The sequence below is a fragment of the Bacillus sp. FSL K6-0994 genome, assembly GCF_038630815.1.
Classification (GTDB): Bacteria; Bacillota; Bacilli; order Bacillales; family Bacillaceae; genus Bacillus; species Bacillus safensis.
The window spans coordinates 327,220-345,519 of record NZ_CP152043.1 but is presented as its reverse complement, the minus strand read 5'-3'; the positions used below and the strand labels follow the sequence as shown (position 1 = coordinate 345,519).

16 protein-coding genes are annotated in these 18,300 nt (G+C 43.0%); 3 read left to right on the top strand and 13 right to left on the bottom strand.

Annotated elements, in window-relative coordinates:
- Positions 1-201: 201 nt before the first annotated feature.
- Positions 202-987: a carbon-nitrogen family hydrolase gene (locus MHB69_RS01875; protein ID WP_327827471.1), complete on the top strand. Its 786-nt coding sequence runs from the start codon at positions 202-204 to the stop codon at positions 985-987.
- 243 nt (positions 988-1,230) lie between these two features.
- Here the strand turns inward: MHB69_RS01875 and MHB69_RS01870 are convergent, their stop codons facing one another.
- On the bottom strand, positions 1,231-2,148 hold the full coding sequence (locus MHB69_RS01870) for a LysR substrate-binding domain-containing protein (protein WP_176967345.1): 918 nt from the start codon (positions 2,146-2,148) through the stop codon (positions 1,231-1,233).
- A gap of 116 nt (positions 2,149-2,264) precedes the next feature.
- On the opposite strand from MHB69_RS01870, the gene MHB69_RS01865 reads away from it, so the two are divergent.
- On the top strand, positions 2,265-3,038 hold the full coding sequence (locus MHB69_RS01865) for a class I SAM-dependent methyltransferase (protein ID WP_176967346.1): 774 nt from the start codon (positions 2,265-2,267) through the stop codon (positions 3,036-3,038).
- Between the two features lie 222 nt (positions 3,039-3,260).
- Here the strand turns inward: MHB69_RS01865 and MHB69_RS01860 are convergent, their stop codons facing one another.
- The 5 genes from MHB69_RS01860 to MHB69_RS01840 form a co-directional block, all read right to left on the bottom strand.
- Complete coding sequence (locus MHB69_RS01860) at positions 3,261-4,637, bottom strand: MFS transporter (protein WP_342495936.1); 1,377 nt, start codon at positions 4,635-4,637, stop codon at positions 3,261-3,263.
- Between the two features lie 120 nt (positions 4,638-4,757).
- Positions 4,758-5,765, bottom strand: a complete 1,008-nt coding sequence (locus MHB69_RS01855; RefSeq protein WP_254001555.1) for a LacI family DNA-binding transcriptional regulator — start codon at positions 5,763-5,765, stop codon at positions 4,758-4,760.
- A gap of 77 nt (positions 5,766-5,842) precedes the next feature.
- Positions 5,843-6,790, bottom strand: coding sequence for a dihydrodipicolinate synthase family protein (locus MHB69_RS01850; RefSeq protein ID WP_176967347.1), 948 nt, complete (start codon positions 6,788-6,790; stop codon positions 5,843-5,845).
- A gap of 344 nt (positions 6,791-7,134) precedes the next feature.
- Positions 7,135-7,692 carry a shikimate kinase gene (locus MHB69_RS01845; protein ID WP_003214270.1) on the bottom strand — a complete coding sequence of 186 codons (558 nt, stop codon included), beginning with the start codon at positions 7,690-7,692 and terminating at the stop codon, positions 7,135-7,137.
- Positions 7,693-7,777: 85 nt separating this feature from the next.
- The gene (locus tag MHB69_RS01840; RefSeq protein ID WP_034283265.1) at positions 7,778-8,551 is read right to left on the bottom strand and encodes an IclR family transcriptional regulator; all 774 of its coding nucleotides are present in this window, start codon (positions 8,549-8,551) and stop codon (positions 7,778-7,780) included.
- Between the two features lie 148 nt (positions 8,552-8,699).
- On the opposite strand from MHB69_RS01840, the gene MHB69_RS01835 reads away from it, so the two are divergent.
- Positions 8,700-10,058 (top strand): hypothetical protein, encoded by a 1,359-nt coding sequence (locus MHB69_RS01835; protein ID WP_268414309.1) that lies wholly within the window; start codon positions 8,700-8,702, stop codon positions 10,056-10,058.
- A 39-nt stretch (positions 10,059-10,097) separates the two neighbouring features.
- Here the strand turns inward: MHB69_RS01835 and MHB69_RS01830 are convergent, their stop codons facing one another.
- From MHB69_RS01830 to MHB69_RS01800, 7 genes are all read right to left on the bottom strand, one after another.
- Positions 10,098-11,411 carry an MFS transporter gene (locus MHB69_RS01830; protein ID WP_342495935.1) on the bottom strand — a complete coding sequence of 438 codons (1,314 nt, stop codon included), beginning with the start codon at positions 11,409-11,411 and terminating at the stop codon, positions 10,098-10,100.
- 45 nt (positions 11,412-11,456) lie between these two features.
- Entirely contained in the window at positions 11,457-12,659 is a 1,203-nt protein-coding gene (locus MHB69_RS01825) for a CoA transferase (protein ID WP_080701232.1), read from the bottom strand.
- A gap of 125 nt (positions 12,660-12,784) precedes the next feature.
- Positions 12,785-13,165, bottom strand: a complete 381-nt coding sequence (locus tag MHB69_RS01820) for a cupin domain-containing protein (protein ID WP_041116575.1) — start codon at positions 13,163-13,165, stop codon at positions 12,785-12,787.
- 23 nt (positions 13,166-13,188) lie between these two features.
- Positions 13,189-14,949, bottom strand: coding sequence for a thiamine pyrophosphate-binding protein (locus MHB69_RS01815; RefSeq protein ID WP_217008873.1), 1,761 nt, complete (start codon positions 14,947-14,949; stop codon positions 13,189-13,191).
- 38 nt (positions 14,950-14,987) lie between these two features.
- Positions 14,988-15,761 (bottom strand): type I 3-dehydroquinate dehydratase, encoded by a 774-nt coding sequence (gene aroD, locus MHB69_RS01810; RefSeq protein ID WP_034283254.1) that lies wholly within the window; start codon positions 15,759-15,761, stop codon positions 14,988-14,990.
- A gap of 9 nt (positions 15,762-15,770) precedes the next feature.
- Positions 15,771-17,204, bottom strand: coding sequence for an aldehyde dehydrogenase family protein (locus MHB69_RS01805; RefSeq protein ID WP_342495934.1), 1,434 nt, complete (start codon positions 17,202-17,204; stop codon positions 15,771-15,773).
- Positions 17,201-18,058: a citryl-CoA lyase gene (locus tag MHB69_RS01800; protein WP_080769807.1), complete on the bottom strand. Its 858-nt coding sequence runs from the start codon at positions 18,056-18,058 to the stop codon at positions 17,201-17,203. The genes MHB69_RS01805 and MHB69_RS01800 overlap by 4 nt, the downstream gene beginning before the upstream one ends.
- Between the last annotated feature and the right edge of the window lie 242 nt (positions 18,059-18,300).

Sequence of the window (18,300 nt, the reverse complement as noted above, 5' to 3'; positions counted from 1 at the left end):
CCCCCTTTGTTTTATTCATTATATGTATCATAACACCGATTTCTTGAGTGAGAAAGCCATTTAACAAAACCTTCTGACATTTCTATTGGCAAAGATGATGGAAACCTTTATGATAAAGAAACTGGCCTTGAAGACTAAAATAAACCATTACATACATTCATGATTTTCACATGACATATAGCAAATAAAGGAGGAACTCGTATGAAAATCGCCCTTGTCCAAATGGACGTACAAATTGGAGAACCAGAAGTGAATTTTAAAAAAGCAGCAGCGTTTTTAGAAGAAGCGGTCCGCGAGCAGCCTGATTTGATCATTTTACCCGAAATGTGGAATACCGGCTACGCCCTTGAGCAAGCCGAGCAGCTTGCGGATGTAAACGGTGAACGCACAAAACAGCTCTTTTCCTCCTTTGCACGGAAGCACCAAGTGTATCTCATCGCAGGCAGTGTATTAAATAAACGGACAGAAGATGAACACATTACCAACACAATGTATGTTTTTAACCGCCAAGGTGAGCTTTTGTTAGATTATGATAAAATTCATTTATTCCGCTTAATGGATGAGCACAACTATTTAACCGCTGGTGATCAGCTTGGTTTATTTGACTATGGTGAAGATGTAACGATTGGTGCGATGATTTGCTATGATCTCCGCTTCCCGCAGCTTTCCAGAACACTTGTGAACAAAGGAGCGAAGGTGCTCGTCAATACGGCGCAATGGCCGTCAGCAAGAGTGGACCATTGGCGCAGCCTGCTCATCGCAAGAGCGATTGAAAACCAGTCATTTATGATTGCTGTTAACAGAACAGGCACAAGCAGAGACACGGAATTCCCTGGACACTCTATGGTGATTGATCCACTCGGCCGCATCCTGCTTGAAACAAGCGATGACGAAGATATTTATTATGCGGAAATTGATCTTCAGCTAGTGGATGAAGTCAGACAGCAAATTCCGGTTATGACGGATCAGCGTCTCGACTTATATTAAAAAGCAGGGTGCTCCCCTGCTTTCAGCGTGTAGACAAACCCTCGCATTCGGTGTCAGGTCTGCGCTCCGGTGCTCACGAATGTCAAATTCGCTCCGCTCCGGTGCTCGCCCTTCCTAGACTTCAAAGGTTTTCTATCACGCTGAAAAGAAGATAAAGGGCTAAAATCAAGATCATTTTAGCCCTTTGTCACCAATCTTAAAGCAGGGTGCTCCCCTGCTTTTTGCGTTTAATTAAACGTTTGTTTAAGCCTTCCCTTCATTCTGATAAAGGTCCATGAAGGCTTGAGCGGCTTTCGTTAAATACCTTTCTTCCACATATGCAAACACAAGTGTGCGGGTTGGGCATGAATCAATGTGTAAATAAATGACCCCGTTCCTATCCTCTTGCGCCACCATTTTCGGCACAACGGTCACACCTAGTTCGTTTTTGACCAATGCCTGTGCTGTTTGAATATGACTTGTTTCAAAAGCCGCTTTTGGCTGGAAACCGTGATGACGGCACAGCTCCATGACCACTTGCCGAAAACCGTATCCCTCTTTCAGCATAATAAATGGGGTACCTTCAAGAAGCTGAAAGGGAACGATTTCGTGACCGGACTCTTTTTGCCCTGCTTGCTTGATAATCTCGTTCAATTCCTCTGATAACCATGGCTGAGCAGCTTGCGGAACTGCAAGAAGGAGCGGCTCTGTCAGCATTTGTTTCGTTTTCAATGATTCATGCTCGACAGGCATAGATAAAATAGCCAAATCCAGTTTTCCAGCCAATAGACGTTTTTCGAGCTCACGAGGAGACTCTTCTATCAGTTGAACGTGAACATGAGGATACGTTTGACAAAAAGTTTTTAATAAACCGGGCAAGACATAGCCCCCAGTCACTGCTGGCGCTCCAATGTTCAGCTCTTTCCCGATTTCATAAGCTGCCTCTCCTATTTCACGCAGCAAATCATCTCTTTCCTTCAAAATATTCTCAGCCCTTTTAATGAATCGTCTCCCTTGAGGTGTGGGCGTTACTTGTCCATACTTTCGAATAAATAGCGGTGTGTCTAATTCCTCTTCCAGCTTCTTCATTTGCTGGCTTAAAGAAGGCTGTGCAATATGAAGTTGATCCGCTGCTTTTGTAAAACTTTGCTGCCGGTACACTTCCATGACATATTCCATCATTCGTATATCCACTTTCATCACCTCATAGGTTTTAACTATCCATGTCATATCTTTTATGTCTTAGACAAATAACAGAAGGAATTCTACGATAAAGAGACCACAAAGGGGGAAAAGAAATGAATCCATATGCTAAAGCCGAGAACCAATTTTCACAAAATGCCGAGAACTATCGAGATTCACCTATATTTGCGGCCGGAGAAGAGCTGGAATGGATGAAAACAACTGCAAATGCGAAGGGACATGAGCATTTACTTGATATTGGCTGCGCGGCAGGACATACCGTTTTTTCCTTTTCAGACGTTATCTCTAAAGGGGTCGGCATTGATGTCACGCAAAAAATGATCGAGATTGCAGCAGCACTTGCGGAAGAACGCCGCCTGAACCACATTACTTTTGAGCAGGCAGCCGCAGAAGCATTGCCCTTCTCTGATGAATCATTTGATTTAGTGACGTGCCGATTTGCTGCTCACCACTTTCCAAACCTTCAGGCAGCCATGTCTGAAATCAGCCGAGTCTTAAAAAAAGGCGGCCAATTTCTGCTCGTCGATCATTATGCACCTGAAAACCCTGCACAGGATTCATTTATTAATCACTTAAATAGACTGAGAGACCCTTCTCATGTGCGGGAAAGCTCGTTATCAGAATGGAAAGAGCTTTTCGATGACAACCAATTGACTCAGAAAGAGATTCGTTACTGGGACCTGCATATTGATTATAAGGACTGGATTATACGTGGACGCACGCCAGAGAATATTCAAAAGGAGATCGTTTCCCACCTTCAAGCCGCAGACCCTGACACAAAGCAGCTGTTTCAGCTTCAATTCGATGCACAGCATCAGCCCATTTCCTTCTGTTTAAAAGCTGCAATGATTCAGGGAATCAAGAATTGACCTTATAGAAAAAGTCTACCATTGTCGGTAGACTTTTTTAATCTTCACTGTCTCACAGGTATTGCTTTTCATGTTCGTGACACGTCTCTCCTTACGACAAGGAGTGCTAGATCATGTTTGTATTATATGATAAATGAACGAAGATAGGTGAGGCATTTTAGATCCTCTGAATAAAAAAAGAACCTACCCTCTTTGGAATAAGTTCTTCACTGCACGCGTAACTTACGGCGCAATATCCTCTAATACTTTCTCGCGCGTTTCTATCATTTTAAAAGCAAGAATTGCTCCCACTACCGTCACACTTGCAAAAAGAATAAAAATAGTTGAAACACCGCTTACCTCTAAAATAAAACCTATCATAATAGGAGCGATCGCTGAGGCCAGCCTAAGCCACGCTGTAGCAAATGCTGTTCCAATCACCCTCATACGTGTCGGATAAATTTCAGGTGTATATAGATAGAGGAGAACTGTAATTGTCCCCATCATTCCGTAAGCAGCAGACCCTAAATAGATGACGCTTTCTGGTGAAGTCGCTCCGCTGATCCATAAAGCCGTTAATAAAACACCTGTTAATACAAATGCAATGGTTGCCCAGCGCTTTCGTCCTACTTTATCAATTAAAAACGCACAAGCGAATACCCCTATGGTCTGTAAAATATTTGTGAGAGATGCTGCCCTTAATGAATCTCCGACTGGCAAATGGTAAACCGTATTATAAAGACTTGGTAACCAGTTATTTAAACCATTCGATACAAAGTAGGCAGAAAACCATAGTCCCCATACGACCAATGTTCTTTTACGGTAAAAAGTTGAAAATAGCTCTTTCCAGTCGCCTTTTTCAGTACTGCTGGATACTTGATTTGCGACAAGCATTCGTTTGTCAGTACTAGCTTCAATTTCTTCAATAATTCTTTCGGCTTCATCTAACCTGCCTTTCGAAATAAGCCACCTTGGCGATTCACGCAGCATGAAAAAGAATACAAAGACGATTAAACCTCCAATGCCTCCAATCAAGAACATCCATTTCCACCCAAAGCTAGGTACAACGAATGCGCCAATTTGAGCTGAGATCATTAATCCTAATGGAAAAATCATCTCATAAAGCATAAAAAATCTCCCTCTTCCTTGGGCTCGGGACAACTCATTAATATATGAGGCTGCTACCGGCACCTCTCCTCCGACTCCAATCCCTTGTATAAAACGGAAAATAAAAAGGGCCATAAAATTACCTGAAAATACACATGCGATACTCATAATAGACATGAGGAACACCGTCCACTTTGCACTAAATACACGGCCGCGCCTTTCTGCTAACCATCCAAAGAAAATAGCACCAATCGCTTGTCCTATATAACCAGACCCAATAAGAAGACCAATCTGTGCAGGTGATAAATTCCACATGCCGATGAGAACCGGGAGAACAAACGCTAAAGATAGTGCATCAAAAGCATCAAAAAAGGTAGCAGATCCCATAATGATCCGAGGTTTTAAATGCCACTTCGAAAAAGGTACACTTTCCATCCTGGTCAATAGTTGTGAAGCTCTATCAACAAATTGCCCACCTTGAGAATTTGGATTTCCGCTGAGTTCTAACGTCATGGTATCTCCTCCTTATTGGAGGAAATGATGCAAAAGTACATGCCGAAGAGCGCTGAAGAAATCGCTTACATTTTAAATCAAGAGAAATTCTCAAGCGATCTTACGAGTTTTCAGCATCTATCACATCTTTTTTGGCGTTCCCGTGGTGCCCCGATCTATATAATACATAGGGAAAATATGCTCCATCGCCTCTAACTGTTCTCCTTCCAACAACTGTGTTAGTAAAGAAACAGCTTTTCTTCCCATTCCAACTAAATCAACATGAACAGAAGATAAAGAAGGGGTTAGAAAACTTGCAATGGGCACATCATCGGCACCAACGACAGACAAATCATGAGGTATTGACACATTTGCGTTTTCTGCCGCTTTCATGACCCCTATCGCCAAAAAATCTGAAGAGCAAACCACTCCAGTCATGTGCTGGTTTCCTTGGAGAAATCGAGAAACCACTTCTACTACTTTTCCCCCATCAAATTCATCTAACTCAAACACAAGCTCTTTGTTCATTGTTAATCCTAAACGTTTCAGTGTGCGCTCATACCCCTTGTAATACCTCACACTATGCATCGAACTCATTGGACCATTGACCAGCCCAATGGTTCGATGACCTTTTTCAAATAAGGCCGTTACAGATTGACAAACACCTTCTTCATCATCTGGCCTGACACATGGAAATGGTGAATCCTCTAAGTAACTTCCGACAACAATAATGGGAATAGCCAAACTTTTTAACCAATCCATGCTCAATTCTTCATTTCTTGGAGAAAATAAAATGGCACCATCTACAGCCTGCGTCTCAAGTAACCGCTGCTGCTGAACAGATGTAAATGACATCAGCATATTGAATTCGGTCTCATCTAATTCCTTCGCTATTCCATCTAAAATCGTTGAAAAAAATGGATTATTCAAAATATATGAACCGCGGGGAACCACTACAGCAATATTCCCAGTCTTTCTTTTCACGAGCCCTCTCGCTCCTAAATTAGGGCGGTAGCCTAACTCATCAATCACTTGTTTGATTCTTTCAGCCGTTTGAGCACCTACTCCTGGTTTACCACTTAATACTCGGGAAACAGAGGCTATAGACACTCCTGCTTTCAATGCTACATCTTTAATACTTACTGACACATTTCATACCTCCGGGAGTCTGTTGTTTTATACCTTATTATAACCTGACTCACCTTCATCATGAAATCAATGGTCTGTTATCTACTGACGTTTTCCTTAAGCAAACCAACACTTTGAAGGCCCTGGCGAATCTCTTCTTTTTCCTTTTGAGTTAAAGGTAATACCGGCTTCCTAGCAAGCGAACTGCTGATCAAGCCTCTCTGGAACATCGCTTCCTTCATTCGCAGATGAGAGGTAGATGAAGGTTCATCCATTTTATATACAGCATGCTTTAGTTCAAAGATTCTATCGTACACTTTATTAGCTGCTGCAAGGTCTTGTTCTTCCACACATTTCACAAGTTCAGCGATCAAATCCGGCACAAAACAGCCGAAACCGACAAGCGCCCCATCAATCCCTTGAACTAATGTTGGCAATAAATATTCATCGTGACATGTGAGCAGCGATACATCTGGTGCATGCTTTTTCAGTGCGCGCACATCGACTTCATATTGTGCCATGTCTCTTTGACCAATTTTGAATGAGACAACATTTTCAATTTCCGACATTTCTAGTAATTGATTCGTTGTATATGAGGTTTTTGTCCACGTTGGATATTGATGGACGATGATTGAAATGTCAATCGCTTCTGCAACATCTTTAAAGAATTGGACAGGTGATTCAGGCTGCATACCGAATCTCAGCCATGAATGCGGCGGCATGAGAAGGATACCTTCTCCGCCAGCTTCTTGAACTGCTTTTGCATGCTGGATTGCTTCAATTGTCCCTTCAGCTGAAACCCCTGAAATGACAGGTACTTCCCCTTTTAATTCGTCGGCTGCAATACGCACAGCCTCAGCTCGTTCATGTGGCAGCAGGGTCATAATCTCGCCCGTATGTCCATTGACAACAATCCCGTTAATTCCTTCGTGCTCCGCCACCCAGCGAACAAACTTACGAAAAGCAGGTTCATCAATTGAATAGTCATCTTTAAAAGGAATTAAGACAGCCGGGAATACACCGCTCCATTTTTCTTTATTTTTCATCAACAAATTCCTCCCCATTCGATTATAGTAAACGTTTACCGTAAGCGTTTACGTAAACAATCATAGAATGTCCTCACGGAAGTTGTCAACATTATTTTTTAAAGATTATAATAATTCAAAAAACTCTTATTGAAATTTATATACTATTTTATTTTTCCGAAAAAGAAAATGATCTATATCAAAAACCTCATCATCATGAACTGATTGAAGGAGGATCACCGCTTTTTCCAAACGGCCGCACACCAAAAAAAGGATAAATACATTTTGGTTGTCAAAGCATCATCCTATGTACGAAGGAAAAGAATTCAATAGAAAAAAAGTCTACCCTCAACGGTAGACTTTTTTTATTTCGAATATAAATCCCAGCCAAGCTTGAGTGTGTCCACAATATAATTGGCGACTTCCTCAGCCTCTAAATGATCTGTTTCCACTCTTGAGTTATGAAGAGAATAAATCTCCCGGCGCTCTTCAAACAGCTCTTTCATCTCATCAAGCGTCCGGTTGTGAAGAACAGGGCGGTTTTCGATTAAAATATCAAGCCGCTGCTTCCAATTCTCCCACGATAGATCAAGGAAAAGAACGGTACAATGCTTCAAGCAGGCGCGTTTGATTTCTTCCTGTTTGAATGCACCCCCTCCAAGGGAAACGATCTTGAGCTGTGTATGTTCACATAAATCGACGATATAATCCTTTTCAGCCTGCCTGAAGAATGCTTCTCCTTTTTGCTGAAACATCTCTGGAATCGTCATGTTGTACTTTTTCTCAATCTCCTGATCGACATCAATAAAATCTCTATATAGCTTTTTGGCAACCAGCTGCCCAATGGTTGTTTTCCCAACACCCATAAAGCCAATGAGGACAATATTCCGCTGTCTTACAGGAATTTCTCTATTGATTTTCATGGTCGTGACACGTCCTCCCTACGACAAGGAATGCTACATAATGTTTCTATTATATGATAAATGGAGCGCGAAAAGATAGGCAATCTTAAAAATTGTGTTTGACGACGTAGCCGAGCTGTTCAGAAAGCCTCTGTGCCTGTTCTTTCACTTTTTGCTGCAGCTTAGGAATGACTTCTTCAGTAAACCGATGGGTTGGACCAGATATGGATAAACAAGCCTTCACTTCCCCATGAATGTTAAAGACTGGTGCCGCTACTGCCGCAGATCCTACCTCTCGTTCATCGATACTGCAAGAAGTATACGTGTCAAGAATATGTTTACGTTCCTCTTGCCAGTCATCTCTCTTCACATGATCAGCCTCAGACGCTAATACTTTTTGTTGAAATTCTTCACTTTGAAAAGCCAATAATACCTTTCCGCCTGCACCTGCGTACAATGGCAGCTTCTCACCAATCTTGACAAGATGGCGAATCGATTGCAGCCCTTCCGCTTGTTCGATACAAACCCTGCTTGTTGAATCCAGTACATACAGGTTGACGGTTTCCTTTGTTTCATCACGAAGTGAGTACATGAGTGGCTTAGCCAGTTCCCTCAATTTAATGGACTTTCCTGCAATGTATCCAAGGAGATAAAGCCTTTGACCCAATCGGTATTTCATTGTTTCTTGATTCTTCTCCACAAAATGATTCATTTCAAGCGCCTTGAGCAGTCTCGTTGTCGTAGACATTGCTAAATTCATCTCTTTTGAAATATCCGTTAGCGTCAGCTCTTGACGTTCTTCACTAAAACAATAAAGAATATCCAAAGCACGCTGAACTGTACGCAGTCCTGATTCTTCTTTTGACTTTTTATCAGCCATGTTCATTTTCTCCTTTTCCCCTTTGATTTCTTATCGACATCAACGATCGATTTTGCTATAATCCATTTTAAACGTTCCACTAAAAGAAAACAAATTCCACTAGTCGGAATAAAATCACTTGAAGATATTTGATGGAGGAGATATTTGAATGTACCTGCTCGTTTTTACACTTCTTATCAGTCTATATATTGTTCATCAACTATTTCCTGCTCCTATACTCTCCTATTTTGTTGGTCTGCTGGCCGCTGCCTCGCTCACCATTTCTTTTAAGAAAGCAAATGGGCTTTATTTGAAAACAGGTGCTGTATTTCTCATCATTGGGTTGTTCTTATTCTTCTTATCCGGCCAGCCATTACATACGTTTTTTCTTCACTTTCATTCCATGCTGGGCTTGTTTTCTCTCTTTTTCATGCTGCCTTTTATTCATTCTCTCATACATGTTGGACATTTCGATACACAATTAAATAAACTGCTCACACTGCATACAACGAGCTCAAACCAGCTTTATCGCAAGAGTTCATTTGTCACTCATATTCTCGGCATGTTTTTAAATATCGCGACGATTCCTTTACTATATACATCGCTCAAACCGTCGCTCGAATCTCTAAAAGAACAAGTGAAACAACATCTTTATACACGCAACCTCTTGAGGTCATATGCATTATGTTTAAGCTGGAGTCCTGTTGAAGTGCTGGTAAGCGTCACCATTGATGCAACCAAACTAAAATATTATCAAATTGCACCTATTACTTTTGGTTTAATGGTCGTCGTGCTGGCGATAGATTGGTTGCTTTTTTCTCGTCAAAGCAAACGATTACCAAACATCATTCAGTCTTCAGAAACAAACGCCAATCCTCATCGAATTAAGCGAAAAACCCTTCAGCTCGCTTTCATGCTGCTAGGTTTTATGACAGTCGTCTCACTTGTCGATGCATGGATTGGGAAAGGCTATTTATTCGCTGTAGTACTGACGATTATTCCATTTGCTCTATTATTCTCTTCTATTATCAAAAAAAGAAAACAATATATCGCTGTCTCTGTGCCTCATTGGAAAGAAAGAACCCGTCAGCTCTCCAACTATATGTGTCTATTTTTAAGTGCAGGCTTCTTTGTCGATATGCTCCTTGCGACAAACAGTATGCAGCCGATTCAAGCATTTATTGTCAGTATATCAGACCATGCCATTTGGGTTTATTGTGTCATTGGGTTGTATTTTCTGATCACCGCCCTTTGCGGTTTTCACCCGCTTGTCTCGCTTGCATTGTTAGTCAGCATGATGGCACCAGTCATCCATGAACTGCCTGCTCTTCCGATCGCAATCATGCTGATCGTTGCTGGCACATCAACTGTTATGTTTAGCCCTTTTAATGTTTCTGTCTCCTTATTGGCTGATTTGATGAAGGTCAACCCTTACCGTATCACTCGCTGGAATATATGGTTTGCCAGCCTTTATATCAGCATGGGCATCGCATGTGCAGCGATCATCACCGTTATCTTTTATACATAAAAAAGAGAACTCACCCTTGAGTTCTCTTTTGCTTTCTCACTATGGTTTTAATTGAATACGTTCAATTTTACCTACGATAAAGATGTACGACAATGCCCCGCCTAAAGCGACTAAACTGACGAATAAAATTCCTCCATTGTAAGAGCCTGTCGCCGACACGATGAATCCGATAATCAGCGGAGTGATGATCCCAGCTAAATTAGCAAAAAAGTTAAATACGCCGCCAGCCAGCCCAACCATTTCCCGCGGTGCCACCTCAGACAGCATCGTCCAAGAGATATTAGACAGTCCTTGCGCAAATGAAGCGATGGATAAAATGGTCAGCACAAGCGGGATATTTGTTGTAAAGTTTGCTAAAACAATGGTACTCGTCATCAGCAAGCCAACCACTACTGGCAGCTTTCTCGCTACATTCACCGATACGCCTTTTTTAAGCAGCCAATCAGACACATAACCTCCAAACAAGACGCCAAAGAATGCAGCAATGTAAGGAAGAGAAGCAGCAAAACCTACCTTGAGAAACGCCATATTTTTCGCCTCTGCCAAATAGGTCGGAAACCACGTTAAAAAGAAAAAAAGGGTAGACGCAACAGAGAATTGCCCAATATAAAGCCCGATCAATTTACGATATTTTAGAAGGGCGGCAAAGTCCGCCCATTTCAGCTTCTCCTGTGATGCGACTGTCAGCCCATCGCCTTGCCGGATTAATTCTAACTCATCTTCATTTATCTTCGGATGCTCTTTCGGTTCGTGATAATACTTGTACCAAAAGAAAGCAAATATAATACCGAGCGCACCTGCCGTAATAAAGACGGTTCTCCAATCGAAAGTCGTCATGATCCAAAATAGAAGAGGTGTCGCAAAGGCAAGACCCACATACTCTCCAGCAGTATAAACACCTGTTGCAAAAGCCCGTTCCCGCCTTGGAAACCATGTGGTAACAATACGGTTATTTGCAGGAAAAGCGGGAGATTCTGTAATCCCAATAAACAAACGGCAGCCGAATAAAAAGGCAAAGCTGTTCGCAAACGCCTGTAAGCCTGTGAAAATAGACCAAGTAACGAGTGATATCCCATACGTTACCTTTGAGCCAAATTTATCGAGAATAAAACCGCCTGGTATTTGCATCGCTGTATATGTCCAGCTAAATGCCGAAAAAATCAAGCCTAATAAGGCAGGATTTAATTGCAATGAAGATTGAATCGCAGGAGCAACAATGGATACACTGGCTCGATCAATATAATTAATAGCGGTAATAAAAAACAACAGAATCAATATGCCAAAACGGGCTTTCGTTGGTTTCACATATGCGGGCAGCAATTCATTCCCCTTCAGTTCTGAATGCACTTTCATAACCATCCTCCTTTGTTTCCGCAGCGTGCGGTTCGGTTGAGCGTATTAAATTACCCCTTTTTCTTCTAACTGCTTACACTCTTCTTCTGTTAAGCCAAGCATATTTGTTAAAATCTCATAATTATGTTCGCCTAAATCAGGTGCAATGTGACGGATACTTCCAGGTGTTTTTTCAAACTTCGGAATGATCCCAGGCACCTTCACTTTTCCAAGACGAGGGTGATGCACCTCGACGATATTCTCTCGTGCTTTAAATTGTGGATGCTCAAAAATATCTCGAATACTTAAGATTGGGCTCACAGGTACGCCATGTGTATCTAAAATTTCTAATACGTCATCCCTTGTTTTCGACGCGATCCATTGCGAAACGATCGCATCCATTTCTTTGTTATGCTTCAGCCTGGATGCATTGACCGCGAATTTTTCATTCTCTAGTAAATCTAATCGATTCATCGCCTCTGCCAATCGATTGAAGGTCGAATCTGTACTCGTCACAAGAACCAAATAATGACCATCCTTTGTCTCATAGGTACCGGCAGGGCTTGAATGTCCGCTCAGCCCCGGTGAACGCTCACGCACCTTCCCAAGCTTGTCATATTCTGCAACCAAAAACTCTAACATACGAAACACAGATTCATAGAGGGCCAAATCCACCATTTGCCCAGTTCCTTCTGGATGTGTATCCCTGTAATACATCGCTGTCACAGTAGCAAACGCCACATAGATGCCAGCAATATAATCAGTGAGAGAAAAGGAAGGGCTGACTGGATGCCGGTCTGGAAACCCTTGAATATATGTAAAGCCGCTAAACGCCGTCGCTGGTGTTCCAAATCCGGCTTTGTCCTTAAACGGGCCCGTTTGACCATAACCCGATACACGAATCATAATTAAACGAGGGTTGATTTCTTTTAACACATCGTACCCAACGCCCCATTTTTCCAGTGTTCCAGGGCGGAAATTTTCAATCAGCACATCGACCTGACCAGCAAGTTTTTTAAAAATGTCCTTTGCTTCGTCTTTGTGCAGATCCAGTGTAAGGGATTTCTTATTCCGCGAGAGACCTGACCATCTAAGTGGTTCTCCATCTGCAAAAGGGCCGACATGCCGCAGCGTATCGCCTTTACCAGGAATTTCGACTTTGATGACCTCTGCACCAAAATCCCCTAGAAGCACCGCGCCATAGGGTGCAGCAATCATCGTAGAGACGTCTAATATTTTTATTCCTTCGAGCGGTGTATTCATATTCATTGCTTGACTCCCTTTCATTCAAGTGATGAACGGCTAAAATCATTCCTAATTTTAGCCCTTTTCATCTTTCTGATTGACCCGGAAAGCCCTGATGATCCAAAAGGAGGACTTACCGGTGCAGGTTTTTAATCCTTTGGAAGCTGCCCTTGCGGTGTGTAGAGCCAAATGAGCCATAAAGGTTCATCTCCTGTATTGACATGCTGGTGCGGAACACCGTCTGGAATGAACATGAAATCATTTTGTTTAAAGGACTGCCTTTCTCCATCACAAATGACTTCGCCAGATCCTTTAATCACATAATCAAATTCCTCTGAACCCGGGTGATTGTGCACTGAACTTGCTTCCCCCGGTTCAAAAATGGTGAGACCCGCCATCATATGCTCTGATCCAACAGTATCAGGTGTAATGGTTTGAAATACCTTTCGAATCATTTGCTCCTCTGGACGATCTAAGCCTAACCATAATGGGTTCCCATCTTGAAACGGATTCAATACTTTAATTTTCATTGTTAATTCCTCCCTCGTTCTGATTAATTCACGCTGACATGTGAGCGCTTTGAATTTGGTGAATAAATGTCATTAATATTCCAATGTCCATCCGTAGGAACAGGATCATTTTTCATCGCTACATCAATAACGCAAGGCTCCTGAGAAGCAATGGCTTCAGCTAAAGCTTCTTTGAATTCAGAAGCAGAGGTGATTTTAATCCCCTTCATTCCATAACCTCTCGCAATGGCAGCAAAATCCGGTGAATAGCTTTCTCCACCTTTTCTGAAAACAGTGCCGTACGTCGTTTCATAGTGCGCCATTTGCAAACCGGCTATTGTTCCAAATGCACTATTATTCATCACAATCCACACAACAGGAATGTTCTCTTCAACTGCTGTTGCAAGAACGGATGGATTTTGACCGAAGCCGCCGTCTCCAACGAGTGACACAACAACACGGTCAGGCTGGGCAATCTTTGCCCCAAGTGCGGCAGGGGCTCCAAATCCCATCGTTGCAAAGCCGCCTGGCGTTAAAATAGTACCTGGCGTGAGCACAGGAAATTGCTGTCCGACCCCATTTTTGTTCCAGCCAACATCCGTTGTAATAAAGGCATCTGGCGGCAATACTTCCCGTACTTCCTGCAAAATACGCTGCGGCTTCATTGGGAAGGATTCATCTTGAACATTCGTCAGATTGCCCGCCTGAAACTCCTTACGATATGCCGCAATTTCCTTTTTCAATTCAGGTCGATCCAGCCCTTTTGGGAGTCTTTCTCTCGCCACTCGATTGAGTACAGTCAAGGCTTGCTTAAGATCGGCTACTGCTCCAATTTCAACAGGATAGTTACGTCCAATTTCATTCGGGTCAATGTCAATATGAATGAGCTTGGTTGATGGGAAGCGGAACGTATAATCTGATTCCCACGAGCTCGCATCAGCTTCAGCAAAACGGGTGCCTAAAGCCAATATATAATCTGCTTCTTTGCACTGATCATTGATAAATTTTGTCCCCCAAAACCCTGTCATTCCAAGAGTCATTGGATGATCATCCGGCATGGCTCCTTTCCCCATCAAAGAATGGGCGACAGGGATACTCAGATGGTCAGAAAATGCCTTTAATTCTTCAGCTGCATCAGCTAATATAATGCCTCCCCCTACATATAAGAGCGGTCTTTCTGCCTGCAGCAATCGATCCAATATCCGATTGGCCGTTTGATCATCAATAGAAGGTTTTTCAATGGTGTGTGTATGATGGTTGATTTGTTCAAACAAGGACACATCTAGGTCCTTTGAGAAAACATCCATTGGAACAGAAATAAGCACCGGGCCAGGACGGCCGCTTTCAGCTAACTGAAATGCTTTTGATAAAATCTCTGGAAATAATTCTGGAATATCGACTCGCCATGCTCTTTTCACAAACGGTCGGTAAATTTCGTATTGAGAGGCATCGGAATGAAGATTGATCTCTTGATGTGGGTGCTTTCCGTAATAATGACTTGGGACATCTCCTGCAATGACAACCATTGGAATGGAATCAAGTGCTGCATTCGCTACCCCTGTTGCCGCATTGGTGAGTCCGGGTCCTAGATGACTGAGAACAACAGCCGTCTGTTTCTTTGCCCGCGCATAACCATCAGCTGCATGTGCCGCTATCTGTTCATGCCTGACGTTTACAAATTGAATCGAGCTTTTTTCAAGCGCTGATAAAAAAGCAATATTCGTATGACCGCAGAGACCGAAAATATGCTCGACTCCCCGATTTTCTAAGTACTGAATAACCTGTGTAGAAATATTCTTCTTCATGTTTCTCTCCTCTCACCGTGCAGCTATGAATCTGCTACTCACTTATTCTTTGAAAACACAATAGATAGAACATTGTTCAAATCCTGTATCGCCACTTGCCCGGGAGCTGAGCTTTCTTTCCCTACAGCAAAGGTCATGACAGATCCAAAAAGTCCGCCAATCATTCTTGTAAAAGCCCCGTATTCCCCCATTGCCATTGAAATAACGGGAATTGACAGCTGCTTTTTCGCATGGCTGGTCGCCGAGAGCAGTGTTAATGCATCGTCATAGGAATACGGCATCACTGCGATCTTTGCAATGTCGGCGCCGACTGATTCTGCATTGACGAATAGCTGCACGAGACGATCTACCTCAGGGGTACGCTGGAAATCGTGATACGACACAATCAAGGTGATCCCATTTCTTTTAGCCGCCTGACTGACTTGCTGTATGTGTGTCACATCATGCATCAATTCATAATCAACGGCGTCCACAAGCTGAGTGGAACAAAGCTCGGCAAGCAGAGAAACCTTCTCAGATTCTGAGAGTGATATACTTTCGCCGCCCTCCTTTTCAGAGCGAATCGTGAATAAAAATGGGATACCCTTTGCCTTTTCTACCATTCCCTTAAGAGTTTCTATCACTTGTTCCTTGTCATGAAGGTGATGAAAAAAATCCGCCCGCCACTCTATCACATCAGGATTTTTCTCAGTTAACACCTCGACCTCATGAAATAATTCTTCCTTTGTTTGTCCGATGAGCGGCGTACAAATCATTGGCTGACCGCCTGCCTGCACACTTTTTACCTTTTGCTGAAATGCATTCACATCCATACGCCCCTTTCACAAACCCTGTGGAAGCACGACCATTTTGGTTTCGGTCATCTCCTCAATGGCGAAACGCGGACCTTCTCTTCCAAGGCCACTTCGCTTAATCCCGCCATAAGGCCAATGATCCAGTCTAAAATTCGATGTCCCATTGATGACAACCCCGCCAGTTTCAAGCTCTTTTGCTGCGTGTAACGCCACATCCAGCTGATTCGTAAAGATCCCTGCCTGCAAACCATATCGACTATCATTTGCTTCTTTAATGGCCTGCTCCAGCTCCTCATAAGGGAGAATGCTGACAACTGGCCCGAACACTTCCTCACAGACGACCTTGGCCTGTTTCGGAGGGTTTAGCAAAATAGCCGGTGTGATGCTCGCTCCATTTCTTTTCCCCCCGCATAAAAGGTGGGCACCCATGCTCTCTGCCTCTTGTATCCATGCCTCAACACGCTTTGCCGCCTGGACATCAACCATACAGCCGATATCACTCTCACTGGACAGCGGATCTCCAACGACAAGCTGCTCTACTTTTTGTTTTAATACCTCAGTAAACGACGGCATCATTTGCTGATGGACATAAATTCTTTGAACAGAAATACAGCTTTGACCGGAATTACTAAAGCCTGTTTTGGCACACATGGATGCGGCTTGTTCAATATCTGCATCGTGATGAACAATCGTCGCGCCATTCCCTCCGAGTTCGAGCAGTACCTTTTTCAATCCCGCAGAGGTTGTAATGTGTTCGCCTCCGGCAGCCCCGCCGGTAAAAGAGATGAGATTCGTTCTTTCATCAGTGACTAACTGTTTCCCGGCCTCGACCCCGCCAATCACAAGCTGCAAACCAGCCTCAGGAAATCCTGCTTCGAGAAGGAGTTTGACAAATGCTGTGGCAACAGCTGATGTTTGCGGTGCGGGCTTCAAAATGATGACATTCCCTCCCGCAAAGGCCGGACCGACTTTGTGACAAATTAAGTTGAGCGGTGCATTAAAAGGGGTAATCGCCAGCACAACTCCGACTGGTACTTTAAATGTCATGGCCATTGCTCCCTGTCCGCGTGATGATACATTGCCAGGAATGGTCTCACCTATTAATCGATTCGCTTCTTCCGCAGACTGCGCCAGCGTCTCAATTGATCGCGATACTTCATCTCTTGTATTTTTAAGCGGTTTGCCTAATTCTAGCGAAATCAGTTTTGCAAAATGGTCTTTTTGTTCTTCAAGCAAGGTGGCTGCTTTTGTTAGAAGCTTTGAGCGTTCGATTGCCGATATTTCCGCTATTTGTTTTTTAGCCTGCTGCGCACTAGAAAGTGCCTGTTCTATGTCTTCTGATGAGGCGAGATAAGATGTTCCGATCCTTTCTCCTGAGTAAGGATTGATGATATCTGTTTTCACACGACCGGTATCCAGCCACTCGCCGTTTATATATGACAACGCTTTTAAACCACTCAAATTTTTTCTCCCTCCTTCAAGTGCCGCGTTCCATGTCCTGCATAACGAACCAATCTTTCTTCATTCGGACAAGGTCCTTTCACGAGGGCTCCCTTTGTGAGCTCCTCATATGCATGCGCCACGATGCCCATTCCTCTGGATAAGGAAAAAATGCCTTTTGCTGCTTCTGCTGGAATGTTTAATTCACATTGAATGGCAGCAGATACACCATCTATATTCATCGTGATTTTCTTCCCTTTCAGTTGTTCAAGCTCATGTCTAATCGCTTCGGCTAACCTTAAATATGTGCCGCTGATAAGACCTTGCTGGACATGTGTGTGACTCAGCTCATATAGACGTCTCACCCTCGGATCATCATCATGAAGCTGATGGCCGATTCCCGGAATTTTTTCCTTGCGATTTAACCATGTTTGACACACTTGCTTTGCCGCAGCCTGTATATCCTTTTGATCATCGTAGACCGCTTTGGCCTCGTATAACATACGCATGGCCTTCTCTCCGGCTCCGCCATGAATGTCACCTAATAGATTCACCCCTGTTGCAACAGAGGAATTAAACGAAATGCCGCAAGTCACCGCCATTCTAGCTGCTGCAATAGATGGCGCTCTTGGTCCATGGTCCGCACCTGCGACAAGAACACTTTCAAAAAGAGCTGCTTTTGAATCATCCAATAATTCACCAACAAGCAGTAAATAGAGCATTTGTGGATACGACAATTCACCAATCAGTTCTTCAATCGGATACCCTCGTAGTTCAATTGAATTTTTTTGAATATGACTAATCTCAGTCTCCCACCATGCGCCTCCCTCTTTGTAAATTTCCAGTGCACTTCGATTTTTCATTGTGTGAATCATTCCTTTAGCTTCTTATTTGGAGGTGAATCACCCCTTTATTCCATTCAGTGGAATCTAATTTCACTTTTCGGAATGTGGTTTCATTGTAAGCGCATTCTTTTTGTTCGTCAATTATTTTTTCTGAAAATACTGTCAATAGAAGTGAAATTAAGTGAATCGAACTAATTATGTCTGCTTTTTTTGATCAAAAAAATCGATATTTAGTTAAATGGACTTAAGTATATCGTTCTACTAATTTAATG

Coding starts and splice junctions, on each gene's coding strand:
- MHB69_RS01825 (WP_080701232.1), bottom strand. CDS start 12,659: ATGAATATGAATACACCGCTCGAAGGAATAAAAATATTAGACGTCTCT.
- MHB69_RS01845 (WP_003214270.1), bottom strand. CDS start 7,692: ATGAAAATCAATAGAGAAATTCCTGTAAGACAGCGGAATATTGTCCTC.
- MHB69_RS01840 (WP_034283265.1), bottom strand. CDS start 8,551: ATGGCTGATAAAAAGTCAAAAGAAGAATCAGGACTGCGTACAGTTCAG.
- MHB69_RS01850 (WP_176967347.1), bottom strand. CDS start 6,790: ATGAAAAATAAAGAAAAATGGAGCGGTGTATTCCCGGCTGTCTTAATT.
- MHB69_RS01815 (WP_217008873.1), bottom strand. CDS start 14,949: ATGAAGAAGAATATTTCTACACAGGTTATTCAGTACTTAGAAAATCGG.
- MHB69_RS01860 (WP_342495936.1), bottom strand. CDS start 4,637: ATGACGTTAGAACTCAGCGGAAATCCAAATTCTCAAGGTGGGCAATTT.
- MHB69_RS01835 (WP_268414309.1), top strand. CDS start 8,700: ATGTACCTGCTCGTTTTTACACTTCTTATCAGTCTATATATTGTTCAT.
- MHB69_RS01875 (WP_327827471.1), top strand. CDS start 202: ATGAAAATCGCCCTTGTCCAAATGGACGTACAAATTGGAGAACCAGAA.
- MHB69_RS01820 (WP_041116575.1), bottom strand. CDS start 13,165: ATGAAAATTAAAGTATTGAATCCGTTTCAAGATGGGAACCCATTATGG.
- MHB69_RS01800 (WP_080769807.1), bottom strand. CDS start 18,058: ATGATTCACACAATGAAAAATCGAAGTGCACTGGAAATTTACAAAGAG.
- MHB69_RS01865 (WP_176967346.1), top strand. CDS start 2,265: ATGAATCCATATGCTAAAGCCGAGAACCAATTTTCACAAAATGCCGAG.
- MHB69_RS01830 (WP_342495935.1), bottom strand. CDS start 11,411: ATGAAAGTGCATTCAGAACTGAAGGGGAATGAATTGCTGCCCGCATAT.
- MHB69_RS01870 (WP_176967345.1), bottom strand. CDS start 2,148: ATGATGGAATATGTCATGGAAGTGTACCGGCAGCAAAGTTTTACAAAA.
- aroD (WP_034283254.1), bottom strand. CDS start 15,761: ATGGATGTGAATGCATTTCAGCAAAAGGTAAAAAGTGTGCAGGCAGGC.